Consider the following 20914-nt stretch of genomic DNA (forward strand, 5'->3'; position numbering starts at 1 on the left):
CCGGATGGGCGTGGCGTAGGGGCGGGCGCGTCGCGTCCATCCGGGCTGCCCTGCACCAGAGGCAGCCCGGATGGGCGGCGCGACCGGGGCTCGGGCTCCTCCTCGCTACGGCGGTGGCGCCGAGCTCAGTCGAGGTCAGCCGAGGTCAGTCGAGCTCAGCCCAGGTTGTCGCCCCAGCCGCCCTGGATCATCGTTTGGAACGCCCACTTTCCGTCCTGCCTGATCAGGATGTCGGCGTACCGCAGCTGTTGGGTCTCGCCCTGGATCGTCATGGTCGAGTCCGTGAAGACCACGGCGATGGCGGGGGAGAGGAAGACGGGCGTTCGTATCGACTCGAACCCGATGTCCTCGCTCCCGTCCCCCATGACATGGGTCATCGTCGCGACGAACTGCTCGCGGTCCCACTGGGCCGAACGGCCGTTGCCGGAAGCGTCATCACTCACGAGGTTGAGCGGGAAGACCGCCATCTCGGCCATCCGCTCGATGTTGCGCTTCGCGCTCTGGGCGTCGTACTCCGCGAACCAGGCGTCCAGGCTCGCGCGGTCCTCGGTGGTGGGGACATAGCCGGTCGGGGGCAGAACGGTCACGCTGGCTCCTCTTCAAGCTTTCGGGCACTTGTCGCGCACGGGCGTCGCAGGGCTCGTCAAGTTTGACTACGAGAGGAGAGTAGGTCGTTGTCGCGGCCTAGTCAAACTTGAATAGTTGCTTCCCTTTCACCGACCTCCACGTCCTCCAGCCGCCGGACCTCCGGGCCACCGTGCCCGTGGAACCGCACTGCTCTGGTCATCATGCATCCCCCTATCCGTAGACCCGTCGACGTGAGTTGGCGGCAGGCGTGAGTTGGCGGCAGGCGTGAGTTGGCGACAGACGTGAGTTGGCGAGGCGATTGCCGCGAACGCGCCACCGGGTCGGCCTCGGTGCTTGTGGCCCTGGTCGACCCGATACGCCGGCGGATCGTCCGTGAGTTGTACGCCGCTCGCCGGGAGCTTGCCTGCGGCACGATCGACCTGCCGGTCAGCAATTCCACCGTCACCCATCACTTCCACGTCCTGCGCGAGGCCGGCCTCATCAGGCAGTACTACGCGGGTACTTCGCGCATGAACGCCCTGCGCAGCGACGAGTTCGAGCAAGCCTTCCCGGGACTTCTGCGTGTCCTCATGGAAGCAGCGCGAGCGGGATTCCTAGTCGTCGTCCCCCTGGCCCTCGTCGTCTTCGTCGTCCCCGTCGTCGTCCTCATCGTCGTAGTAGTCCTCACGTTCGGCGAGGTGGTCGTAGAGCTCGGCGACGAGTGGGGACTCGTCGGCCCACCAAGGGGTACGGGCGGACTCATCGGAACCGCCGGTGACCAGTGAGGGGTCGACGGCGTCCATCCACGGATAGGCCTCTTCCTCGTCGAGTTCCTCGGTCTCGCCCTCGTCGATCCGGCGGATCATGGGGACGGGCACGGTGGACTGCTGGTGCTTCACCATCCAGGTGTTGCGGAAGAAGTCGAACTGAAGGTGGTAGCAGTCGTCCGACTCGCTGAAGACGATCGGCGGGACGAGGAAGTGCGCCGCACCGACCGTGGCCGCGACGTCGATGTAGTTGTCGGGCGACCCACCGGAATTCCAGCACGCCGCGAAGTTCACGGGCGTCAGCGGCTCTTTGCCGAGGATGTGTATCTGATTGCCCCGGATCACGAACTTTTCCGGGTCGAGGACCACGTCTTCCCCGAGCATCAGGACCGGCGCCGGCATGATGTGCGCCTTGGCGAAGGTCTGAGCGCGCTCGTAGAGATCGACGATCTCATCGAAGCGCGTGGCGTCGAACCTGCCGAAGTCGTGGAATGGGCAGCACACGTTGTCCGTTTCTTCCCCGTCCGGGAAGAAGGCCAACTTGTCGAACGACGAGACGGGCGAGTGTGACGGTGTCTGCGACGGTGACGGTGATTGCGATTCTGACGGGATCGGAGAGTCTGACGGATTCGGAGAGTCCGACGAAGCCGCTGACTCGGCTGCCTCCGCTGACTTCGGTGACTCAGCGCGCGCGGCCTTGAGGAAGGCGGGAATCCATGTGCCGTCTGCGCCTTCGGCCTCGATCACGGCCGTGTCGCACAGATCACGGAACGCCGTGTCGCCGATCTTGCAATTGAAGTAGTCGAGCAGCGTGATCGCGGCGCATTCGGCCAGCGAGAGGGTGTCGCTCTTCGGGAACCAGAAGTCGTAACCGTTCGCGAGGAAATGCACGCCGCGGAACTGTTTGTGGACGAAGGGCTCGTCGGTCCCACCGGCGGTGAGGCCGTTCCAATGCGCTGCGGCGACCTGGTTGTAGTAGGCGTCGGCATGGCGGGCGAGCTTGGGAGCGAAGACGCTTTCGCCGGTCCAGTAGCAGGCCTTGCTGAACAGCGCGCCGATCTCGGGGTCATGCGTGACGTCCGGCTCGCTGAAGACGAGTTCGGTACGCAGGAAGACCTTGCGGCCGTCACGGTAGGGCGCGCCCTCGTGCTCGTACCGCTGATCGAAGATCACGCAGGTCAGGGGCTCGATCTCGGAGATCGCCGGCCCACCGACGAGGTCCAGGGCGGGATCGGCGGAGCCCCCGGTGAGATAGAGCAGCACCGTGTGGCGGGAGACGTGGCCGCGGGCGGCGTCGTAGTAGGGCGTATCACGGTGGTGGTGGAAGTTGTTGTCGTCGGGCTCGAAGCGGTTGCAGCGGAATACGGGATTCACATGCGAGAAGCCGTCGAGCACCGCCTCCGGCATCGCGGCCGACACTGCCTTGGTGAGCGCCTCGGCGAGCAGCGCCGAGTGGAAGATGAAGCGTTCGCCGCCGCGCGAGGAGGCGTTGAGCGGCGGGACGTAGAGGTTGAGCGAGTCGAGCCGTTCCAGGCCGGCGCGGGCGGCATCCGGCAGTCGCAACGACAGCGCGTACGCCTCCGGCCCCAGCTCGACGGGCTCGGCGAGCTCCAGGTCAAGGGGGACGTCCGCAAACAGGTGGTCCAGCGGAACGATGTTCTCGAACGTACGGAACGACAGCTCGCGCGGATCGGCGAAGACGGCGGCCAGATGCGGCGCGCCCTCGCTGGGCCGGGCGAACAGCTCGCGCACGTCGGCGTCTATGCGCTCGGCGTCGACGAAGCGCACCGATTTGTGGCGCGCGGTGGGGTGCCAGGAGACCGACAGCCCGTCCAGCACCGCGGCGGGCTCGGTGTCGGTCGCGTCGACCTCCGAGCGGTAGCGGGCGACCTCTTCGTCGGTGGCCTCACCGGTCGAGAGGGCGAAGAAACGGTCGCGGAGTTCGGCGCTCACACGCACCTCCAGTAGCTGCGCAGGGTGGTCGGGAGCTGAGGGGCGGAGGCGAGCTTCCGCACGCCCGCCTCGGAGACGTCGTCGCGGTACAGCAGAAGACGCTTGAGCGAGCCGATGAACGGTGCCGCCAGGAGGGCGTCAACGCCGTCCTCGCCGATGTGGTTGTACCGGAGGTCAAGCTCGGTGAGGTTCGGGAAACCCCCCAGCGAGCGCACGCCTTCCGCGGTGACCGCGTTGCACTGGAGGTGCAGGCGCCGGACCGCCGCGAAGTGCGGGGATGCGGTGAGGGCCACCAGGCCGGAGTCGCCGATGGCGCAGTACCGCAGGTCCAACGTCTCGATCCGGCCGCTCCCGGTCGCGGCCGCGAGGGCCTCGGCACCGGGGTCACCGATGCGGAAGTACGACAGGTCGAGTGCGACCAGCCTGCCGAGGTCGAGGCTTGCGAGACCGTTCGCCTCGATGGGCGGCGGCATGAGCGGACCGTTCTCGTCCCAATGCTCCTCTTCCTGCCCCCACTCCTCGCCCTCCGGGTCATCCCCCGTCTTGATCCGCAACGCGGTCACGAAGCGGCCGCGCAGGGCCTCCGCTATCAACTTCGGTGCCTCGTCGGACCATTCGACGGCGACCTTCGTGGCGAACCCGTGCCGACGCGCCTCGACGGTCACTTCCGACGGCAACTCCGCGTCCCAGCTGTCTTGGTGCTGCTGGGACAACTGCCGTATCTCGGACGCCAGTTGATTGCGGGCGACGCTGCCTGCCGCGCACGCGCGTTGTTCCACTCGATCAACTTCCCCCGGGGATCGCCCTGTTCGTGCAGCGCGTCGGCGTAGGCGCGCCATGCGGCGACATCGTGGGATGGTCTCGCAGTCTCTGTTCCAGAGCCATGGCTTCCATGTGGATCACCCTAAAGCCGGCCACTGACAATCGAGTTCACGCGACCGGCCTGCGGTTCCGGGCCGCCGCCCAAACACGCCGCCGCCCCCGTCCGCATGGCGGATGGGGGCGGCGCATCACCACGTAACTGTGGCTACCTCACTTCCACCAGTACTTCACACCGTGGTGGTGCGAGCAGGTGCCGCTGGAGTGGCGCGAGTAGGAGTGGCTGTTGTCCTTGCAGCGCGCGGTCTCGTAGCGGTCCACCGGCTTCTTGCCGGCCTTCCACCCGCATACGCCGGTGGTGTGGTGCACGCACCTGTGCGTGGTGTTCGTGCGCGGCAGCGTCGTCGACGCTTCCGCCGTGCTGGCGACCCCGAGGACCAGGGCAACGGCAGCCGCAGCGGCGGCTATACGGCTCTTCAAGAATTCCCCCCACAGGAATGGTGCTACATGGCGTTCTTTTTCGGCCGTATCGTACATAGGCGTGGAAGTCCGCCACCTGCGGTACGGAAAAAATCATGGCCGGATGTCAACTCCGACTCCGACGTCGACGTCGACTTCGATGCGATACGGCGCTCCCGGCGGGGCGGCGCGGCGCGGAACTGGGGGATGGCCGTGGCCACCCCGGATCGCGTGCCCTACCTCCTCAGCCCCGTCCTCTTCCCCGCCGGGCCGCCGACGTCGTGACGGTAACCGCGACAGAGCTCGCCTTCTCCACCCTGCCAAGGTCAGGCCAGGTCAAGTGCGGCCAGGTCAGGCTGCGGTGAAGAAGGTGCTCATGCCGTCGACGTCCGAGAGGTAGCTGTCGATGGCGGTGATACGTCCGGACCGGATGGTGAGCACGGTCGCAAGGTGTTCGTCGAGCTCGCGGCCGTCGGGGGCGGTCGCGGTGTTGCGGAGCGAGAGTGCCGCACCGTGTGCGCCGATGAGCATGTGCAGCAACTCGGTACGCACCCCCTGATCCGCGATCTGCCGGGCCCGCTCCACGGCCAGGTCCGCCCCCTGAAGGGTGCCGGAGATGGTGCCGGTCCCCGGCATGGACCAGGTGATCTCGTCGGCGAGCAGATCACGCAGCGCCTGCCAGTCGCGCTCCTTGAAAGCGATGAGGAACCGTTCGGCGATCGCGGGATCGGCGGTGTTCGTGGACATGGGTCGGCATCTCCTGTTTCCTCGCCGAGTCTGCCGGTGGCATCTCGGAAGCAACGGCAGACTCGCTGTGGGCTGAGTGGGCTGAGCAACGTCGCGGTGTTGAGTCTAGGTCGCGGCGCACGGTGACGTGGGACGGGACAGTGGTGCTCTCGACACCCGGAAACTGGGCGCGATCGGCCGCCTGTTGGGTGCGGAGACGCACGAGCCCCACTGTGTCGCGCCACCGGCCCGTCCTCCCGGGCCACCCGCGTCGGCTGGGCGTTGGTGCCCAGCCGGACGACGGGGGTTGGGGACCGGCGCGCTCCTGACTTACCGGGTGGCGACGTCGTGGGGGGTGCCGTTCGTGATGGCCCCGAGTTTGTCCGGGTTGGCGACATTGTGGAGGGCGGTGATACGGCCTTCGGCGTCGAAATCGAAGGTGACCGTGGCGATCACGCGGTCCGGTCCGCTGAACAGCAGACCCGGCCCGCCGTTGATCTCGACCAATTCGGCGTGCATATCGGCAGGCTCGATGCCCTGGTAGGTAACGGTGCCGATAGCGGCGAACCAGGAGGCCACCGTTTGCGCGCCCACCACTGGTCGCAGGGCCTGACGGACCTTGCCGCCGCCGTCCGTCCACAGCGTCACGTCCGGAGACAGCAACTCCATCAGGGTGTTGATGTCCCCACCCGTCGAGGCCGCGAAGAACTTCTCCGTGACCTCCCGCTGCCGCGACCGGTCCGCGGCGAAGCGCGGCTGCCGGGCCTGTACGTGCTCGCGTGCACGATGGGCGGTCTGCCGCACCGCGGCCTCGGAACGCTCCACCGCCTCCGCGATCTCGGCATGGCTGAAGCCGAAGACCTCCTTCAGCACGAACACCGCGCGCTCCAGGGGGCTCAGCGTCTCCAGCACCACCAGCATCGCCATCGACACCGACTCGGCGTCCATGACGGAATCGGCGGTGTCGCCGACGGTGAGGATGGGCTCCGGAAGCCACGGCCCCACATACGTCTCCCGTTTGTGCCGGGTGGAGCGCAGCCGTTCCAGCGCCAGATTCGACACGATCCGCGTGAGATACGCCTTGGGGTCGGCCACCTGAGAGCGGTCGGCCGCCGACCACTTGATCCAGGCGTCCTGAACCGCGTCCTCGGCGTCCGCCGCCGTGCCGAGGATGCGGTAGGCCACCGAGAACAGCAGGTTGCGATGCCGGCGGTACACCTGTTGGTCCAGGTCCAGGTCCAGGTCCAGGTCCCGATCCCGGTCCGGGTCCCGGTCTTGGTCCAGGCGCCGGCGTACCTCTTGGTCCTGGCCCAGATCCGTGTGCTGCCTCGGTGCGGGGCGCGGGGGCGGGTAGGTCACCGGGCCTCCCGTATGCGGGTGAAACGGCCGCCGCGCGGCCAGAACGCGCCCGAGGCGGGCATCTTCTTCATACGGCCGTAGGTCGGCCAGGGGGAAGCACTCACCGTCTCCTTATACCGGGCCGCCAGGCGTCCGGTCAGACAGAGCCGCCGGGGGGTGTCATCGGGGTGCGTGAACTGCACGACCGCCTCGTGCCGGCCCAGGCTCACCGGCGTGTGGTAAAAGCCGAAGCGAAACGGCTTGGGCTGCTTGCCCTTCAGCACGCGGGCAATGGACACCGCCGCGTGCACGCCCGTCGGCATGCCGCCCTGGCAGGTGCCGTGCATGACCCCGTATCCCTGGCGGATCGCCGCCGCGTCGCCAACGGCGAAGACATCCGGATGCGACACCGACCGCAGCGCGACGTCGGTGACGATACGGCCGTGCGCGTCGACAGTCAGGCCGGCGGCGGCCGCCAGTGGCGACACCCGGGTCCCGCTGGTCCACAGGACCGCGTCGGCGTCGATGCTCTCCCCACCCGCCAGCTCGACCGCGTCCGGGAGGACCTTCACCACCTCGACTCCGCTGCGCACCTGGACGCCAAGGCGGTCGAGTACACCCTGCAGATACGCCCTGGCCTTCGGATTCATGGCCGCGCCGGGTTCCTGCCGGCCCAGCAGCACGACGTTCAGCTCCGGGTGCCGCTCGGCGATCTCCGCGGCCGCCTCGATGCCGGTCAGTCCGCTGCCGCCGATCACCACCGTGCCGCTGCCGAGCTGTGCCAGCCGGTCGGCCAGTACCTCGGCGTCCTGGGTGCTGTTGAGGGTGTACGCGTGCTCCTCGACGCCCGGCACCGCCGCGGTGTCGGCCACGCTCCCCAACCCGTACACCAGCGTGTCATAGGGCAGCACCTGGTCATCATCGACCCGTACGGTCCGGGTGTCCGCGTCCACCGCGGTCACCCAGCCGCGCACGAAGCGCACGCCGGTCCCCTCCAGCAGCTCCTGGATGCTCAGCTCGGCGAGCTGCTGCCCGGTCGCCGTCATGTGCAGCCGCAGCCGTTCGGTGAACCGCTCTTGCGCATTCACCAGCGTCACCTGCACGTTCTCGCGCCGCGCGTATCGAGCCCCGAGCTGGATGGCGGCAGCCATGCCCGCGTAACCCGCTCCCAGGATGAGGACGCGGTGGGCGGCCGCCTGATGGGTGGCCGTTTGATGCCTGGCCGTTTGACGCGCGGTCGACTGGCTGGTGATCACCACACCGGCTCCCGCTTCGGCTCCTGCTCCAGCTGCTGCTTCGTGCTGTGTGCTCATCTTCTCGGCTTCCTTCACTTTCCTTCGTTCGCCTGCTGACGACCACCAGATGCAAGCTCCCCGTCGATTCGTGACACGGGGCCAGTGTGATGCGCGTCACAGTCCAAAGGTTGCGGGCGGCAAGGGGGTGGGGGTGGGGGAGCGGCGGCGGCGCAGGTGTCCGAAGTGCGTTGTCAGTGCCGGGAGTTAGGCTCCGATCATGATGAGTGAGGTGGGTCATATGCAGGAGGAACGGCCCGGAGGGGACCCTGAGACGGGGATCAGGAACGGGATCGAGAACGGGACGAGGAACGGGGCCGGGAACGGGTCCCAGGAGGTGCGGCCGAAGATGGGCAGCCATGCCGTGCTGGCCCTGCGTTTCCCGCCGTTCCCTGTCCCGGGCGAGGCCGACGAGCCGGTCATGGCGCCGCATGATTCGGTGCGTGCCCGCCAGGTCGTTGAGGAGCTGGGCACCGTTGAGGAGGTTCTGGAGCAGCTGCCGGACCGCCTCATCGCCGACTTTCGCGATCCGGAGGTGCGCGCCGACCTCGACCTGGTCGCGATCGGTTGTTGGGGCAACGCCGTCCACATCACCGATCCGGCCCTCGGCGGTGACTTCCTTACGTATGCCATGACGGAGGAGGTCCGCAGGCAGCGTGCACGGCACCCGGAGGCCCGGATCGTCGGGTCGATCGAAATGGACTACGGGAACAGCTTCCTCGAAGACGTGGTGGTCCTGCCCGGCGGCGTGGAGGTGTACGCCGCGGGGTGGGACTGCGACGACGAATGGGATTTCGCCGGCGACCCGGAAGAGGTGTTGCGCGCCATAGGCATCGGCCGCGAGGCGGCGGCGGAAGCGGGCTTCGACCTCGACGAGGACCCTTGCGACCGTGTCTGGTCCGATCTCGGGATCCTCGCCCTTTGGGGACTCCCCGGCGGCCTCGGCGTGGGCCCTGGTGCCGGAGGCCGGCGGGTTTCCGTGTTCCGCGTTCGTCGCACGTCGTCGGCCGCATCCGAGATGGAGGAGGCGTGGTTCGGGGACTGACCCGGATGCCCCTGGACCAAAGGGAGTTGAACGGATGGCCCATGCCCCAACGGACGCTGGCTGTAGAGACGATTTCGGCCGACGCGGTGCTTCCGTAGGTTCGTTGCGACCACCACCTGCATCACTTCCGCAACGGGAGGAATTCCTATGCCCACCCGCACCGCGAGCCGCCGCCTTGCCGCTGCAGCCATAGCCGTCGGCGCCTCCGCAGCGATCCTCGCTCCCACTGCGCATGCCGCTGACGCCTCCGAGGTCGTCGCCAAGAAGCCCGCCAAGCTCACCGTGGCGTCTTACCAGGCGTACCTGAAGAAGCAGAAGACGCCCGAGGCGAAGAAGGCCCTCAAGGGGTTCAGCGCACTGACCAAGGGTCAGCAGGCGACCTTCGTCCAGGACCTCCAGAACCGCAAGATCTACGAGGCTCTCCTCGGTCAGGTGGAGGGCCGGATCGGGCAGCCGCGCACTGCCATCGACCCGCACAACAGCGAGGTGCGTTTCGTCACCAAGGCCTCAACTGCCGTGGGCAAGGACAAGCGCCGCACCACCACCGTCCGTTTCACCGTGACCGAGGAGATCTTCAAGATCCCGGTCACCGCCGAGACCATCAGCATCTCCTACCCGACCGCTGGCAACGGCCCGAAGCGAGCCACCGCCACCGCCAAGGTTGCCAATGTCAACGCGGCCATAGCGGTCACCCACAACCGCGTCAGCGTCAAGGGCTACGGCGCGCAGACCTACTGGTCCGCCGAACCGCAGGTGGCGTCCTTCGGCAAGGCCGCCTACAAGAAGGAGCACGTCCTCGGTTCCAAGGTCACCTACCGGGCCAGCCTGACGAACAACGAGGACTGATCTGCGGCCGAGCTCTCGGACCCCGGGAACGGTCACTTCCCGGCGAACGGTCACGCCCCGGAGAACGGGTCACTTCCCCGGGAACGGGTCACTTCTCCAGGAACGGTCATTGTGAGGCCCAGGACGCCGTGTCCTGGGCCTCACTCAGATGAGGGCGATGAGATGACGTTAGGCAGTTCATTGACTGCTGTAATGCATTTGCCTACCGTCGGTCCTCCGTAGCCAGCCGCCCCACGGAGTCCTTATGACATCGCCAGGCCCCGGAAACCGCGCTCACCCCATCCCCTACCCCCGGACCGTGACCGCATTGCTCGGCTGCTGTACCGCGCTGGCGGTGACCGCCGGATGCGGGGCCCCCAAGGATTCCGATAGCGCCGCCCCCACGGGGCACGCTGCCCGTGCCAAGCACTACACAGGTGAGCTCGCGGACGGGGCAAAGTGGGTCGCTGATGTGCCACAGGACTTCAACGGCACGTTGATGCTGTTCTCGCACGGTTACGGGCCGCTCCGGGCGCGGAGCGCCCCCGACCCGAAGACCCGCGACGCGTTCCTCAAGCGGGGCTATGCGCTGATCGGCTCCTCGTATTCGGGTAGCTCGCGCTGGGCGTTGAACGTGGCCGTGAAGGATCAGTTCGACACCCTCGACGCAGTCAGGAAGAGGGTCGCCGCGGTGCGCGAGCCGAAACGCACCCTTGCCTGGGGGGAGTCGATGGGCGGGCTGATCAACTCGCTCGTCGCGCAGCACGGTCGGGGCCGTGTCGACGGTGCACTCTCCGCCTGCGGCATCGTGGCGGGGGGTCTCGACTTCAACGAGTACCAGACGGATGGCGACTACGCGATCAACCAGCTCCTCGTCTCCGGCGGCTCCGGAAGCTCCGGAAGTTCCGAAAAACAGATCAAGGTCAGCGGCTTCTCCTCCGACGCGGAAGCCGCTGCCTCCGGGAAGGCCCTCGCGGCCGCCGTCCAGGGCGCCCAGTCGACAGCACAGGGACGCGCGCGTACGGCACTGGTCGCGGCCCTGAGCAACCAGCCCAACTGGTTCAGCGGCCGGCAGCCGCCCAAGGCCCATGACTTCGAGGCACGGGAGAAGCAGCAGGCTGAGGGGCTCGTGAAGATGTCCCTCCCCTTCACCCTCGGGGCGCGCTATCAGGTGGAGAAGGCCCAGGGCGGCCCCGTCTACTCCAACGCCGGCGTCAACTATGCCCAGTTGCTCCGGCACAGTCGCGATGTCCCCCAGGTTCGGGCCCTCTACAAGAAGGCGGGCCTCGACCTGGACAAGGACCTCGCCAAGCTCACGCGCAACGCCCACACCGAGGCGGACCCGGACGCCGTACGGCACATGGAGCGCACCGCCGTGCCCTCCGGCCACCTTGCCGTGCCGAACCTCACCCTGCACACCACGGACGACCCGCTGAACCCGGCGCCACAGGAGAGCGAGTACGCCCGTAGGGTGCGCAGTGCGGGCGACGGCAGCATGCTGCGCCAGACGTATGTGCACGCCACCGGCCACTGCACCTTCAAGCCCGCCAACTGGCTCGCCGTCCTGCACGCCCTTGAGCACCGCCTCGACACCGGCAGCTGGGGCGCGGCCACCGAGCCGCAGAAGCTCAACGAGGTCGCGGGGGAGGCGGGGGAGGGCAGCTACCCCTCGTTCCTCCGCTACACCGCTCCGGAGCTGGTCGGTGCCCGGGGGCGCGACACGAGGGCGCACTGATCCGCGACGTGAACGCGGACGGGTAGGTGGACGGGAACGCGGACGGGTACGCGGACGGGAAGGCGAACCGCCAGGTCACGCCCGGATCGGAGAGGGCTACGGTGGACCGCGTGAACACGGACGAGTCGCTGCGGCCCCAGTCCCTGATGCTGACGTTCCTGGGCGACCAAGTGCTGGGGCGGGACGTCTGCGTGTCCTCCGGCAGCGTCATCGACGTCTTCGCCCGTGCCGGGATCGGTGAGCAGGCGACACGTTCAACGCTGACCCGCATGGTGAACCGCGGCCTGCTGCGCCGCCAGCGCGAGGGCCGCCGGATGTACTTCGGGCTGACCGGGCACTCGTCGGCCGTGCTGCGCGACGGCGAACGTCGCATCTGGCAGACCGGCGCGGTCAATCGGGAGTGGGACGGCACCTGGACCCTGCTCGGTTTCTCGCTGCCCGAGTCCTGGCAGCGCCAGCGCCACGACCTGCGCGCGAAGCTCACCTGGAGCGGCTTCGGACCGCTGTTCAGCGGACTGTGGATCGCACCCGGCGAGGTGGACGTGTCCTTGCTGGTGGCCGAGCTCGGCCTGGCCGCCCATGTGAAGATCTTCCGGGCGCACGCCGACACCGGTATGGACATCGGCGCGATGATCGGGGAGACCTGGGACCTCGTCGAACTGGCCGGTTATTACGAGGAGTTCGCCCGGCGCTGGCAGCCGTGGGAGACGAGGCTGCCGGAGCCCCCTCTCGCTGCGCTCGCCCTGCGGCTGCGGCTGCAGGCCGAGTGGCTGCAGGTCATCCGCCGGGACCCGCGTCTGCCGGTCCGGCACCTGCCGGACGACTGGCCGGCCGAGCAGGCCGAGAAGACGTTCCGGGCGGTGTACGACCGGCTCACGCCGCTCGCCCAGGACGCCTCGGAACGCCTTCTCGACCTCGTACCCGTACGCCCCGATCAGGCGTAGAAGCGGGACAGGCTCTGCAGTACGGCCGCCGGCTTGGTCCCGCCCTCGATCTCGATCGTGCCGTCGACGGTGATCTGTACTCCGCCGGTCACGTCCTCGACCTCGGCCAGCCTCCCGGCCAGCCGGATGCGGGAGCCGGCCCTCACCGGCGCGGGGAAACGCACCTTGTTGAGGCCGTAGTTGACCTTCGTCGTGACGCCCTGGACGTCCAGCAGCTCGGTGAACAGCGGGATGAAGAGGGAGAGGGTGAGATAGCCGTGGGCGATCGGGGCGCCGAAGGGGCCCGCGGCGGCCTTCTCCGGGTCCACGTGGATCCACTGGTGATCGCCGGTGGCGTCGGCGAAGGTGTGGATCCGCTCCTGGGTGACCGCGATCCACTCGCTGGTGCCGAGGCCGCTGCCCGCGAGCTTCTTCAGTTCGTCGATGCCGTTGACGGTGATGCTCATAAGTGGCCTGTTCCTTGGGAGAGTTGGTCAGTTGCCGTAGCGGGTGCGCACCCGGGACTTCAGGAGCTTCCCGGAGGCGGTGCGCGGGAGTTCGTCGGCGAACACCACCGACTTGGGGATCTTGTACTTGGCGAGTCGCCCGGCCAGCGAGGCCAGCACCTCGTCCGGCTCCAGCGAGACGCCCTCGGCGGGGACGACGACCGCGCGGGGCACCTCGCCCCACTTCTCGTCCGGAATGCCGATCACGGCGCACTCGGCGATGCCGGGATGGGCGAGCAGCAGGTCCTCGATTTCCGCGGGGTAGATGTTCTCTCCACCGGAGATGATCATGTCCTTGATGCGGTCGACGATGTACACGTACCCGTCCTCGTCGACCCGGGCCGCGTCCCCGCTGCGGAACCAGCCGCCGGCGAAAGTGGCGGCCGTCTCCTCGGGCAGCCCCCAGTAGCCGGGCATGACGTGCGGCCCGCGGACGACGATCTCACCGGTCTCACCGACGTCGACCGGTGTGAGGTCCGGGCGGACCACCCGCACGTCGCTGAAGAAGTGCGGCACACCCGCCGAACCCGCCTTGTCGACCGCGCGCTCGGCGTCCAGGAACAGCGTCCCAGGCGCCGCCTCGGTCATGCCGTAGCCCTGGAGGAAGGTCAGCCCCCGCTCCTGATAGCGGGCGATCAGCGAGGTCGGCACCGGGGAGCCGCCGCAGTTGAGGATCCGCAGGCTGGACAGGTCCGCGTCCGCCCAGCGCGGATGTCGCGCCACCTGGTCGAACATGGCCGGCACCCCGAACATGAAGGTGATCCGGTGCCGTTCGATCACGTCGAGGGTGGCCTCCGGGTCGAAGGCCTCGACGAGCACGCAGGTGCCGCCCTTCAGCAGTACCGGAAGGGTGAGCATGTTCAAGCCGGCCGTGTGGAACAACGGGGCGGAGACCAGGGCCCGTTCGTCGGCGGTCAGATCGGTGTCGACCAGGACGTTGAGCGCGTTCCAGGTCAGGTTGCCGTGGGTGAGCATTGCGCCCTTGGGGCGACCGGTCGTCCCCGAGGTGTACATGATGAGGCTGTTGTCGTCGGCGCCGACCGGCTCGTCGATCGGCGTCGCGGGGGCCGCGGCGATCAACTCCTCATATTCTGCGTCGACTTCGATGGTCGTCCGCACGTCCGTGTCGCGCGACAGGTCGCCGATGAGCCCGGCGTGCGCGGGGCCGAAGACGAGGGCCTTGGCGCCGGAGTCGGCGAGCTGGTAGGCGAGTTCGGGCCCGGCCAGACGGGTGTTGAGCGGGACGAAGACCGCACCGAGGATGCCCGCCGCAAACAGTGTCTCCAGGTAGGAGGGATGGTTGGGGCCGAGGTAGGCGATCCGGTCGGCACGCCGGATGCCGCGTGCGCGCAGCGCGTGCGCGAGGCGGGTGGTGCGCTCGTGCAGTCCGGCGTAGGTGGTCGCGGTCTCGCCGTGGACCAAGGCGGTACGGTGCGGGGTCTTGCGGGCCCGGCGTGCGGGCCACGACCCCAGTCCCTCGTTGCGCATCGACGGCCCCTTACGGCGTGGTCAGCCCGAGCAGGCGGGCGGCGTTCTCCTTGAGGATCTTCGGCCGCACCTCGTCCTTGACCGGCAGCTTCGCGAAGTCGGCGAGCCAGCGATCGGGCGTCAGGACGGGGAAGTCGGAGCCGAAGAGGACCTTGTCCTTGAGCAGTGTGTTCGCGTACTGCACGAGCTGGGGCGGGAAGTACTTCGGCGACCAGCCGGACAGGTCGATGTGCACGCCCGGCTTGTGGGTGGCGACGGCGAGGGCCTCGTCCTGCCAGGGGAAGGACGGGTGCGCCAGAATGATCTTCAGGTGCGGGAAGTCGGCGGCGACGTCGTCGACGTGCAGTGGGTTGGAGTACTTGAGGCGGATCCCGCCTCCGCCGGGAACGCCGGCGCCGATGCCGGTCTGGCCCGTGTGGAAGAGCGCGATCGTGCCCGTCTCCTCGATGACCTCGTACAACTCGTAGGCGGTGGCACGGTCGTTGGGGAAGAAGCCCTGGATGCTGGGGTGGAACTTGAAGCCCTTCACCCCGTACTCCTCGACCAGGCGGCGGGCCTGCCGCACGCCCGCCCGGCCGCGGAAGGGGTCGATGGAGGCGAAGGGGATGAGCACGTCCGCGTTGGCGGCGGCCGCCTCGGCGACCTCTTCGTTGGGGACGGGGGGCGTGCCGGTCGCGGACTGGGCGTCCACCGTGAAGATCACGGCGGCCATCTTCCGCTCGCGGTAGTACGCGGCCGTCTCCTCCAAGGTCGGTTTCCGCCTGCCCTCGACCTTGAAGTAGGCGGCGGAGGCGTCGTGCAGAGCGTCGTCCAGTGAGGAGCGGCCCTGGGAGGAGACCTCGGCGTGGGTGTGGACGTCGATCGCGACGAGCTCTTCGAGAGGCATCGAGGGGGCCATCTCACGCCTCCGGGACCGCGGGCGCCGGGATGCCGACCGACTGCAGCTCGGCGCCGACCGAGGTGGGGAAGGCGTCGGCCAGGGCGTCCGGTGTCCAGCCGCCCTCGGCGTATGCCGCCCTGATCTCCTGCGGATGCGACCAGAGTGCCACCTTGTCGCCGCCGATGCCGATGGCCTGCCCGGTGATGCCGCGCGCCGCCTCCGAGGCGAGGAACGGGACGAGGGCCGCGCAGTCCTCGGGCGTACCGAAGCCCTCGCCCTTCCGCAGGAAGTCCGGCAGCCGCTCGCCGTTCTTCATGGCCTCGATGTACGGGGCGAAGGCCGGGATGGTCCCGGTCATGGCGGTGGCGGCCACCGGCACGATCGCGTTGACGGTGATGCCGGCCCTGGCCAGCTCCATCGACCAGGTACGGGCCATGGCGGCGATACCGGCCTTGGCGGCGGCGTAGTTCGTCTGCCCGAAGTTGCCCCGCTGGCCGGCCGGGGAGCCGACCAGGATCAGCGTGCCGCCCTCGCCCTGCTCGCGCATGCGGACGGCGGCGGCCCGGGCGCAGGTGAAGGTGCCCTTGAGGTGGGTGGTGAGCACCGCGTCGAAGTCCTCGTCGGTCATCTTCCACAGGACCTTGTCGCGCAGGATGCCCGCATTGGTGACCAGGATGTCCAGCCGCCCGAACTCGTTCACGGCGCGCGCCACCAGGCGGTCCGCGGCCTCGGCCGTGCCGACCGGCACCACCTCGGCGACTGCCGTGCCGCCCGCCTCGGTGAGGGACGTGACGGCCGCTTCCGCCACGTCCTCGTCGATGTCGTTGACGACGACGAAGGCGCCGTGCGCGGCCAGCGCCTGGGCGTAGGCGAGTCCGAGGCCCCGGCCGCTGCCGGTGACGACGGCGACCTTGCCGGTGAGATCGATGGTGGGCACGTACGGATCCCTTCGTAGGGGCGCCTGCACGGCGCTCGGGGTGCGACGTCGAGATCGAAGGTAAGAACAATGATTGTTGACGTCAATAGTTGTTGCTGACCGATATGATGCGTCACACTGGGACCAGCACTCACCATCCGCCCCTGCCGGGGCCCTGACCAGGGAGTCCGTCATCGCCCGCCAGCCGAGCCCCAAGACCCCCGTCCCGATCGACGCGCACGAGCCATGGATGCGCGGACTGCACGCGGACACGGGCTACCTCCTGTACCGGCTGGGGCTGCGTTCCGGGCAGCTCTTCAACGCCTTCCTCCAGGAGTCGGGCGTGCGCCTGCGGCACTACGCGCTGCTGCGCTTCCTCGCCACCTCAAAGGGCGCCCTGCAGCGCGAGCTGAGTGCCCGGCTCGGCTATGACCCCAGCGCGATCGTCGGTCTCGTCGACGATCTGGAGAAACTGGGATTCGTGGAGCGCCGGCCCGCCCCCGACGACCGGCGCAGCCGGATCGTCGTGCTGACGGAGGAGGGCCGCGCCTTCCTCCGCGACACCGACGAATCGGGTCTGCGCGTGACGAACGAGCTGCTGGATCCGCTCAAGCCGGCCGAGCGGAAGACGCTGCATACGCTGCTGCTGCGGATCGCGGAGGCGGGGCTGGAGTAACGCGACACGATTGTCGTGCGCGTGACACCTCGCTGTGGCCGGCCCGGTGCGCAGGGTGCCCCGCGGCCGGTACCGCACCCCCGCGGCGGTACCGGCCCGACCAGCAGTGGTCGTGCGGGGCAGGCTTCGATCCTGTCCGAGCCAGGTGGCGGCCGTCGTTGCCCCCGGGCGCACAGTTGTTGGCGCGGAACGCACTGTCGGTCCCCGGCGTCCCTGCACACTGTCGGCTGTCTCGCAGCAGCGTCATCCATACCTGGGAGCAGGGATGCATCCAACCGTCATCGACACCGTCGAGTTCCCCGTGCAGGAACGACCGGAGGCGTGGGCCGAGACCATGGCGCTGGCGCAGGTGACCCAGCGCGTCAAGTTCCTGGAGACGGCGACCTTCGGGGCGCGGATCGCGATGATGCCGCTCGGCGTGGGGCAGGTCTCCGAGCTCTCCTACGCCTCGCTGATCGCGCAGCGGACCCCCAGGCTCGTCCGGCAGTCCGATCCGGAGATGTACCACGTCGCCGTCGTCACGGAGGGCGAGATAGGCATCGAGCAGCGCCGGCAGCACTCCCTGCTCAAGCGCGGGGACATGGGCTTCTTCGACAGCTCCCAACCCTTCGACACCTTCGCCGGTGACACACCGGGCAAGACGCTGCTCTTCCAGTTCCCGAAGAAGCTGCTGCGGCTGCCGCACGAGCAGTTCACCCGGCTGTGCGGACTCTCCCTGCCGTGGACGGAAGGAGTCGCCCGCCTTTTCGGCCAGTTCGTGGTCGGGCTGGCCGAGGAGTACGCCCACTGCACCCCGCAGGACGTCACCCGCCTGGGAGACACCGCACTCGACCTGCTGACGACCGTCCTCGCCCACCACTTCGACCGTGTCACCACCCCGCCCGACGGCACCGAGGCATCCGGCGAATCCGGCCAGCACGCACTGTTCCTGCGGATCAGCGCCTTCATCGTCGATCACCTCGGCGACCCCGGACTGGACCCGGAGACCATCGCCGCCGCCCACCAGATCTCCCTGCGCTACCTGCACCGCATCTTCCAGCAGCAGTCCACCACCCCCATGGCCTTCATCCGCCGGCAGCGCCTCGACCGCTGCCGCCGTGATCTGGCCAACCCCGCGCTGTCCCAGCTGACCATCCACGCCATCGCCACCCGTTGGGGCTACCCCCAGCCGGACCGCTTCTCCCGCGCCTTCCGAACGGCGACGGGGATGTCGCCCAGCGAGTACCGGGTGGCGATGCGGGGCGCTCCGGGAGCGGGTGAGGCGGCAGATGCCCGATGAGTGCCGCATGAGTGCCGCGTTCAGAGCGGGCGTCGCCTGAGCACCGCGTTCAGAGCTGGGGTCGGGCGGCACCGAACCGGGTGTCCTCGCCCAGCGCGGTCTCCTGAGCGAACGCCGCGTACGAACTCGGGTTCACCAGGGCGTCGGAGGTCGGGATGGTGCTGTAGCGGGGCATGGTGACGCCGCCGATCACCGCCTGGCCCTGTGGCACACCGGCGACCACCTCGCCCGACCACTCCGGCACGTCGATACCGGCGTCGAACCGGAAGTGGCTCGCCTCGTGGATCAGCGCCGCCGCCCGGCCGTTGGGCCCGTGGAAGGTCGAGAACTCGTCCCCGATCTCGGTCAGTACGCCGGGCGTGGTCGTTGCCGCGAACCCCAGGTCCGCGGTCCACTTGAACCGGTCCGGAAGCTCGTTGAGCCGCTCGCGGATCTGCCGGAGCCGGTCGCGGACCGTGTTGACCACGGTCGCGTCGGGGGATCCGGTCATGAAGTGATGCGCGAACGCCGTCAGGGTGGCGGGATCGAGCGGAGTGGCGGCCGCCGCCGTTTCGGCCGCGTCGATCCAGGCCAGACCGAGCTCGATGGCGGGTCCGGCATCGAGCAGCGGGAAGAGGCCGTTCCACTGCCCGACGACGTCGGCCGGATCGGTGACGGTGTTGTCGACGACCTCCCCGTTGAAGTCGTAACGGCAGTAGACCGGCGCATTCACCACGACGCCACCGCTGGAGGTCCGTCGGCCGTCCCTGTTCACCATGGTGGTGACGGTCCGGAAGAGGTACGCCTTGGTGCCGAAGCCCCGCAGGCCGGTGATCTCGCCGTCCAAGTCGTGGGTGAAGTCGCCGCTGGTGTGCCAGTTCGGGCCGATCGGCTTCGGGTAGCCGGCCGACGCCGCGTTGGCCGGCCAGTCGAAGCGCATGTAGTCCGGGCCGTGGAAGAAGTAGGCGAAGCCGCTCTTCACCCCGCCGCCGGGGAAGACGGCGTCGAGCGTGGTCCAGTCGGACGGCAGGAACCAGTTGTCCGCCGTCGAGGCGGGGTCGCCGTCCGGTTGCAGTCCGACCAGCTTGATCCGCTGGTAGTTGCCGCCCTGGAAGACGTACTCGAAGTCACTGAAGGCTTGTTGGCCGAGCAGCGCGCCGTCCAGGTCGCGGTCGAACGGCGCGGGGAACAACGGCTGCACCGGCGCACCCGCGGTGACCACGTGGTCCGCCGCCCAGTCGTAACCCACCGACCAGCCGCCGGCGAAGACGATGCTCAGGCTCGGGTTGGCGTCCGGCGTGGGCAGCGCGCCGGCGATGCGAACGGTGGAGGACATAGCGATCCGCCTGGGGGAGGGGGCAGGGTGGGGGCCGGGACGTCGTCCGGGACATGGGCGGCACGGCGGCTCCCTTCCACGCTAGCCCCCCGGCTACCGGCCCGCACCCGGGCGCCGGCTGCGGTCGCCGACAACTCGACGGGGTGTCACCGTGGTTGAGAGGTCGGAGTCGGGCTCGGACGTCGTCGGGCGTCCGCCGGCACCAGAAATTCACGGGCACCAAGGGGGCCGACCATGCCACCTCGTAAGAAGGTCAAGCCGCAGAAGAAGCAGTCGCTCAAACAGAAGGTGGCCACCGTCGCCGGTGAGGCGCGGGACCGCGCGGCCGCGGTGGCCGCCGCCGCCGTCGCGGTGGGCAAGATCCAGCCCCAGACGGCACCGGTGGCCGGCCCGGTGGCCGTGGTCGCGGGCACGCTCTTCGTGCTCTTCACGGTCGTCCAGAAGCTGGCCGGAGACCCGCCGCGCGACGACTTCGACCAGGTGTGGGTGAGCGAGGCGGCGGTCGACGAGTCGGCCCTGCCCGACGAGGAGCCGCAGCGCACCGTCGTGCGGTTCGCCGCCCGGCAGACGGTCCTGGCGGACAACCTGACCGCACTGGTGACCTCGCTGGAGCGTTACGACGGCGCGGTGGACGCCGGCGACGACGCTGCGGCGGACACCCAGGCCGATGCCGTGCAGCAGAACGCCGACGCGGCGGCCGCCGCCCAGCAGACCCTCCAGGACCTGGCCTCCGGCCTCAACGACGCCTGGAGGGACTACACCGGCCAGCACACCCCGGACTTCGGTTCGGTGACGCTCGATGACTTCAAGCAGTGGTTCCTGGACAACTGGGGCGACCCGCCCGACAACCCCGCGCAGTCCCCCTCGTCGTCGCTCCAGAGCCTGATCGCGGCCGTCACCCGTGCGGCTGACGACGTGTTGTCCCCATTCGACGTCGGGATGCCGCACCCCATCCTGGAGGCCGACGCGGTCCCGGGCGAGACCTCGACGCTGATCGGGGACGCGTTTCCGGCCGCCCTCGCCGATGCGGCGACGGAGCTGTCCGGCCTGGTCGGCGAGGAGGAGTGATATCGGCTCGGCGGCTGTCGCCCACCCCGGTGGCGCCGGTACGCCACCGGAGTGAGCATGGAAGAGAGGTGAAGGTGCCTGTGCACCTCACCCCTCGCAGGTCTCCGCACACCTACATGAGCTCGGGTGAGGCGTTCCCCATGTCGTTCCCTTCCCGCCGTCCTGTCTCCCTGTGGCTCGGGGCGGAGCTGCGAAACCATCCTGATGACGGCCGGCCCGACGGCCACGGCGACGACCACGGCGGCGAGCGCGGCGACCGTGCCGGCGGCGGCGGAGGAGGGTTCGGGGGCGGGGGCGGCGGCTTCGGGGGAGGCGGTTTCGGCGGGGGCTTCGGGGG

At 69.0% G+C, this 20914-nt stretch carries 20 protein-coding genes and 1 pseudogene; 9 read left to right on the top strand and 12 right to left on the bottom strand.

What is annotated here, in order from left to right:
- Window positions 1–155: 155 nt before the first annotated feature.
- Window positions 156–587 carry a DUF4440 domain-containing protein gene (locus IG62_RS0105090; protein WP_030798081.1) on the bottom strand — a complete coding sequence of 144 codons (432 nt, stop codon included), beginning with the start codon at window positions 585–587 and terminating at the stop codon, window positions 156–158.
- A gap of 336 nt (window positions 588–923) precedes the next feature.
- Between IG62_RS0105090 and IG62_RS50030 the strand changes: the two are divergent.
- Window positions 924–1064 (top strand): annotated as a pseudogene (locus IG62_RS50030) (ArsR/SmtB family transcription factor); the annotation flags it as partial.
- A gap of 117 nt (window positions 1065–1181) precedes the next feature.
- Here IG62_RS50030 and IG62_RS47690 read toward each other — a convergent pair.
- From IG62_RS47690 to IG62_RS0105120, 6 genes are all read right to left on the bottom strand, one after another.
- Window positions 1182–3287: a hypothetical protein gene (locus IG62_RS47690; RefSeq protein WP_030798082.1), complete on the bottom strand. Its 2106-nt coding sequence runs from the start codon at window positions 3285–3287 to the stop codon at window positions 1182–1184.
- A complete protein-coding gene (locus tag IG62_RS43080; RefSeq protein ID WP_158794983.1) occupies window positions 3284–4066 on the bottom strand; it encodes a hypothetical protein in 783 nt (260 codons plus the stop codon). Before IG62_RS43080 ends, IG62_RS47690 begins: the two co-directional genes overlap by 4 nt.
- 253 nt (window positions 4067–4319) lie before the next feature.
- Window positions 4320–4586, bottom strand: a complete 267-nt coding sequence (locus IG62_RS0105105; RefSeq protein ID WP_234326282.1) for a DUF3761 domain-containing protein — start codon at window positions 4584–4586, stop codon at window positions 4320–4322.
- 330 nt (window positions 4587–4916) lie between these two features.
- On the bottom strand, window positions 4917–5312 hold the full coding sequence (locus IG62_RS0105110; protein ID WP_030798089.1) for a nuclear transport factor 2 family protein: 396 nt from the start codon (window positions 5310–5312) through the stop codon (window positions 4917–4919).
- Window positions 5313–5621: 309 nt separating this feature from the next.
- The gene (locus IG62_RS0105115) at window positions 5622–6509 is read right to left on the bottom strand and encodes an RNA polymerase sigma-70 factor (RefSeq protein WP_199812416.1); all 888 of its coding nucleotides are present in this window, start codon (window positions 6507–6509) and stop codon (window positions 5622–5624) included.
- A 137-nt stretch (window positions 6510–6646) separates the two neighbouring features.
- Entirely contained in the window at window positions 6647–7942 is a 1296-nt protein-coding gene (locus tag IG62_RS0105120) for an NAD(P)/FAD-dependent oxidoreductase (RefSeq protein WP_078871826.1), read from the bottom strand.
- 220 nt (window positions 7943–8162) lie between these two features.
- On the opposite strand from IG62_RS0105120, the gene IG62_RS0105125 reads away from it, so the two are divergent.
- From IG62_RS0105125 to IG62_RS0105140, 4 genes are all read left to right on the top strand, one after another.
- Window positions 8163–8966, top strand: coding sequence for a DUF6333 family protein (locus IG62_RS0105125; protein ID WP_267887856.1), 804 nt, complete (start codon window positions 8163–8165; stop codon window positions 8964–8966).
- Window positions 8967–9113: 147 nt separating this feature from the next.
- Window positions 9114–9812 carry a hypothetical protein gene (locus IG62_RS0105130; RefSeq protein WP_030798096.1) on the top strand — a complete coding sequence of 233 codons (699 nt, stop codon included), beginning with the start codon at window positions 9114–9116 and terminating at the stop codon, window positions 9810–9812.
- Window positions 9813–10110: 298 nt separating this feature from the next.
- Window positions 10111–11526, top strand: coding sequence for an alpha/beta hydrolase family protein (locus IG62_RS0105135; protein ID WP_199812413.1), 1416 nt, complete (start codon window positions 10111–10113; stop codon window positions 11524–11526).
- A gap of 110 nt (window positions 11527–11636) precedes the next feature.
- Window positions 11637–12470 (top strand): PaaX family transcriptional regulator C-terminal domain-containing protein, encoded by an 834-nt coding sequence (locus tag IG62_RS0105140; RefSeq protein WP_107052908.1) that lies wholly within the window; start codon window positions 11637–11639, stop codon window positions 12468–12470.
- On the opposite strand, the gene IG62_RS0105145 is transcribed toward IG62_RS0105140, so the two are convergent.
- Genes IG62_RS0105145 through IG62_RS0105160 form a run of 4 tightly spaced genes read right to left on the bottom strand, consistent with a single transcriptional unit; the run spans window position 12461 to window position 16260 of the window.
- Window positions 12461–12916, bottom strand: a complete 456-nt coding sequence (locus IG62_RS0105145; protein WP_030798100.1) for a MaoC family dehydratase — start codon at window positions 12914–12916, stop codon at window positions 12461–12463. The genes IG62_RS0105140 and IG62_RS0105145 overlap by 10 nt on opposite strands.
- 27 nt (window positions 12917–12943) lie before the next feature.
- Complete coding sequence (gene menE, locus IG62_RS0105150; RefSeq protein WP_030798102.1) at window positions 12944–14443, bottom strand: o-succinylbenzoate--CoA ligase; 1500 nt, start codon at window positions 14441–14443, stop codon at window positions 12944–12946.
- Window positions 14444–14453: 10 nt separating this feature from the next.
- Complete coding sequence (locus tag IG62_RS0105155; protein WP_030798105.1) at window positions 14454–15329, bottom strand: amidohydrolase family protein; 876 nt, start codon at window positions 15327–15329, stop codon at window positions 14454–14456.
- 13 nt (window positions 15330–15342) lie between these two features.
- Complete coding sequence (locus tag IG62_RS0105160; RefSeq protein WP_030798106.1) at window positions 15343–16260, bottom strand: SDR family NAD(P)-dependent oxidoreductase; 918 nt, start codon at window positions 16258–16260, stop codon at window positions 15343–15345.
- 229 nt (window positions 16261–16489) lie between these two features.
- Here IG62_RS0105160 and IG62_RS0105165 point away from each other — a divergent pair, with 229 nt between their 5' ends.
- Window positions 16490–16915, top strand: a complete 426-nt coding sequence (locus tag IG62_RS0105165) for a MarR family winged helix-turn-helix transcriptional regulator (RefSeq protein WP_030798108.1) — start codon at window positions 16490–16492, stop codon at window positions 16913–16915.
- A gap of 265 nt (window positions 16916–17180) precedes the next feature.
- The gene (locus IG62_RS0105170; RefSeq protein ID WP_037837763.1) at window positions 17181–18194 is read left to right on the top strand and encodes a helix-turn-helix domain-containing protein; all 1014 of its coding nucleotides are present in this window, start codon (window positions 17181–17183) and stop codon (window positions 18192–18194) included.
- 49 nt (window positions 18195–18243) lie between these two features.
- Here the strand turns inward: IG62_RS0105170 and IG62_RS0105175 are convergent, their stop codons facing one another.
- On the bottom strand, window positions 18244–19509 hold the full coding sequence (locus IG62_RS0105175; RefSeq protein ID WP_030798112.1) for a hypothetical protein: 1266 nt from the start codon (window positions 19507–19509) through the stop codon (window positions 18244–18246).
- A 234-nt stretch (window positions 19510–19743) separates the two neighbouring features.
- Between IG62_RS0105175 and IG62_RS0105180 the strand changes: the two genes are divergently transcribed.
- Complete coding sequence (locus IG62_RS0105180; RefSeq protein WP_030798115.1) at window positions 19744–20577, top strand: hypothetical protein; 834 nt, start codon at window positions 19744–19746, stop codon at window positions 20575–20577.
- Window positions 20578–20717: 140 nt separating this feature from the next.
- A partial coding sequence (locus IG62_RS48335; RefSeq protein WP_234326284.1) for a hypothetical protein occupies window positions 20718–20914 on the top strand: 197 nt, incomplete at its 3' end.

The sequence above is a fragment of the Streptomyces sp. NRRL S-337 genome (assembly GCF_000720175.1).
Lineage (GTDB): Bacteria > Actinomycetota > Actinomycetes > Streptomycetales > Streptomycetaceae > Streptomyces > Streptomyces siderophoricus.

Excerpts from the sequence above, each read along its gene's own strand:
- IG62_RS0105155 (WP_030798105.1), bottom strand. The coding sequence starts at position 15,329 with ATGCCTCTCGAAGAGCTCGTCGCGATCGACGTCCACACCCACGCCGAG.
- IG62_RS0105120 (WP_078871826.1), bottom strand. The coding sequence starts at position 7,942 with ATGAGCACACAGCACGAAGCAGCAGCTGGAGCAGGAGCCGAAGCGGGA.
- IG62_RS0105170 (WP_037837763.1), top strand. The coding sequence starts at position 17,181 with ATGCATCCAACCGTCATCGACACCGTCGAGTTCCCCGTGCAGGAACGA.
- IG62_RS0105125 (WP_267887856.1), top strand. The coding sequence starts at position 8,163 with ATGCAGGAGGAACGGCCCGGAGGGGACCCTGAGACGGGGATCAGGAAC.
- menE (WP_030798102.1), bottom strand. The coding sequence starts at position 14,443 with ATGCGCAACGAGGGACTGGGGTCGTGGCCCGCACGCCGGGCCCGCAAG.
- IG62_RS0105165 (WP_030798108.1), top strand. The coding sequence starts at position 16,490 with ATGCGCGGACTGCACGCGGACACGGGCTACCTCCTGTACCGGCTGGGG.
- IG62_RS0105110 (WP_030798089.1), bottom strand. The coding sequence starts at position 5,312 with ATGTCCACGAACACCGCCGATCCCGCGATCGCCGAACGGTTCCTCATC.
- IG62_RS0105145 (WP_030798100.1), bottom strand. The coding sequence starts at position 12,916 with ATGAGCATCACCGTCAACGGCATCGACGAACTGAAGAAGCTCGCGGGC.
- IG62_RS0105180 (WP_030798115.1), top strand. The coding sequence starts at position 19,744 with ATGCCACCTCGTAAGAAGGTCAAGCCGCAGAAGAAGCAGTCGCTCAAA.
- IG62_RS0105175 (WP_030798112.1), bottom strand. The coding sequence starts at position 19,509 with ATGTCCTCCACCGTTCGCATCGCCGGCGCGCTGCCCACGCCGGACGCC.
- IG62_RS0105130 (WP_030798096.1), top strand. The coding sequence starts at position 9,114 with ATGCCCACCCGCACCGCGAGCCGCCGCCTTGCCGCTGCAGCCATAGCC.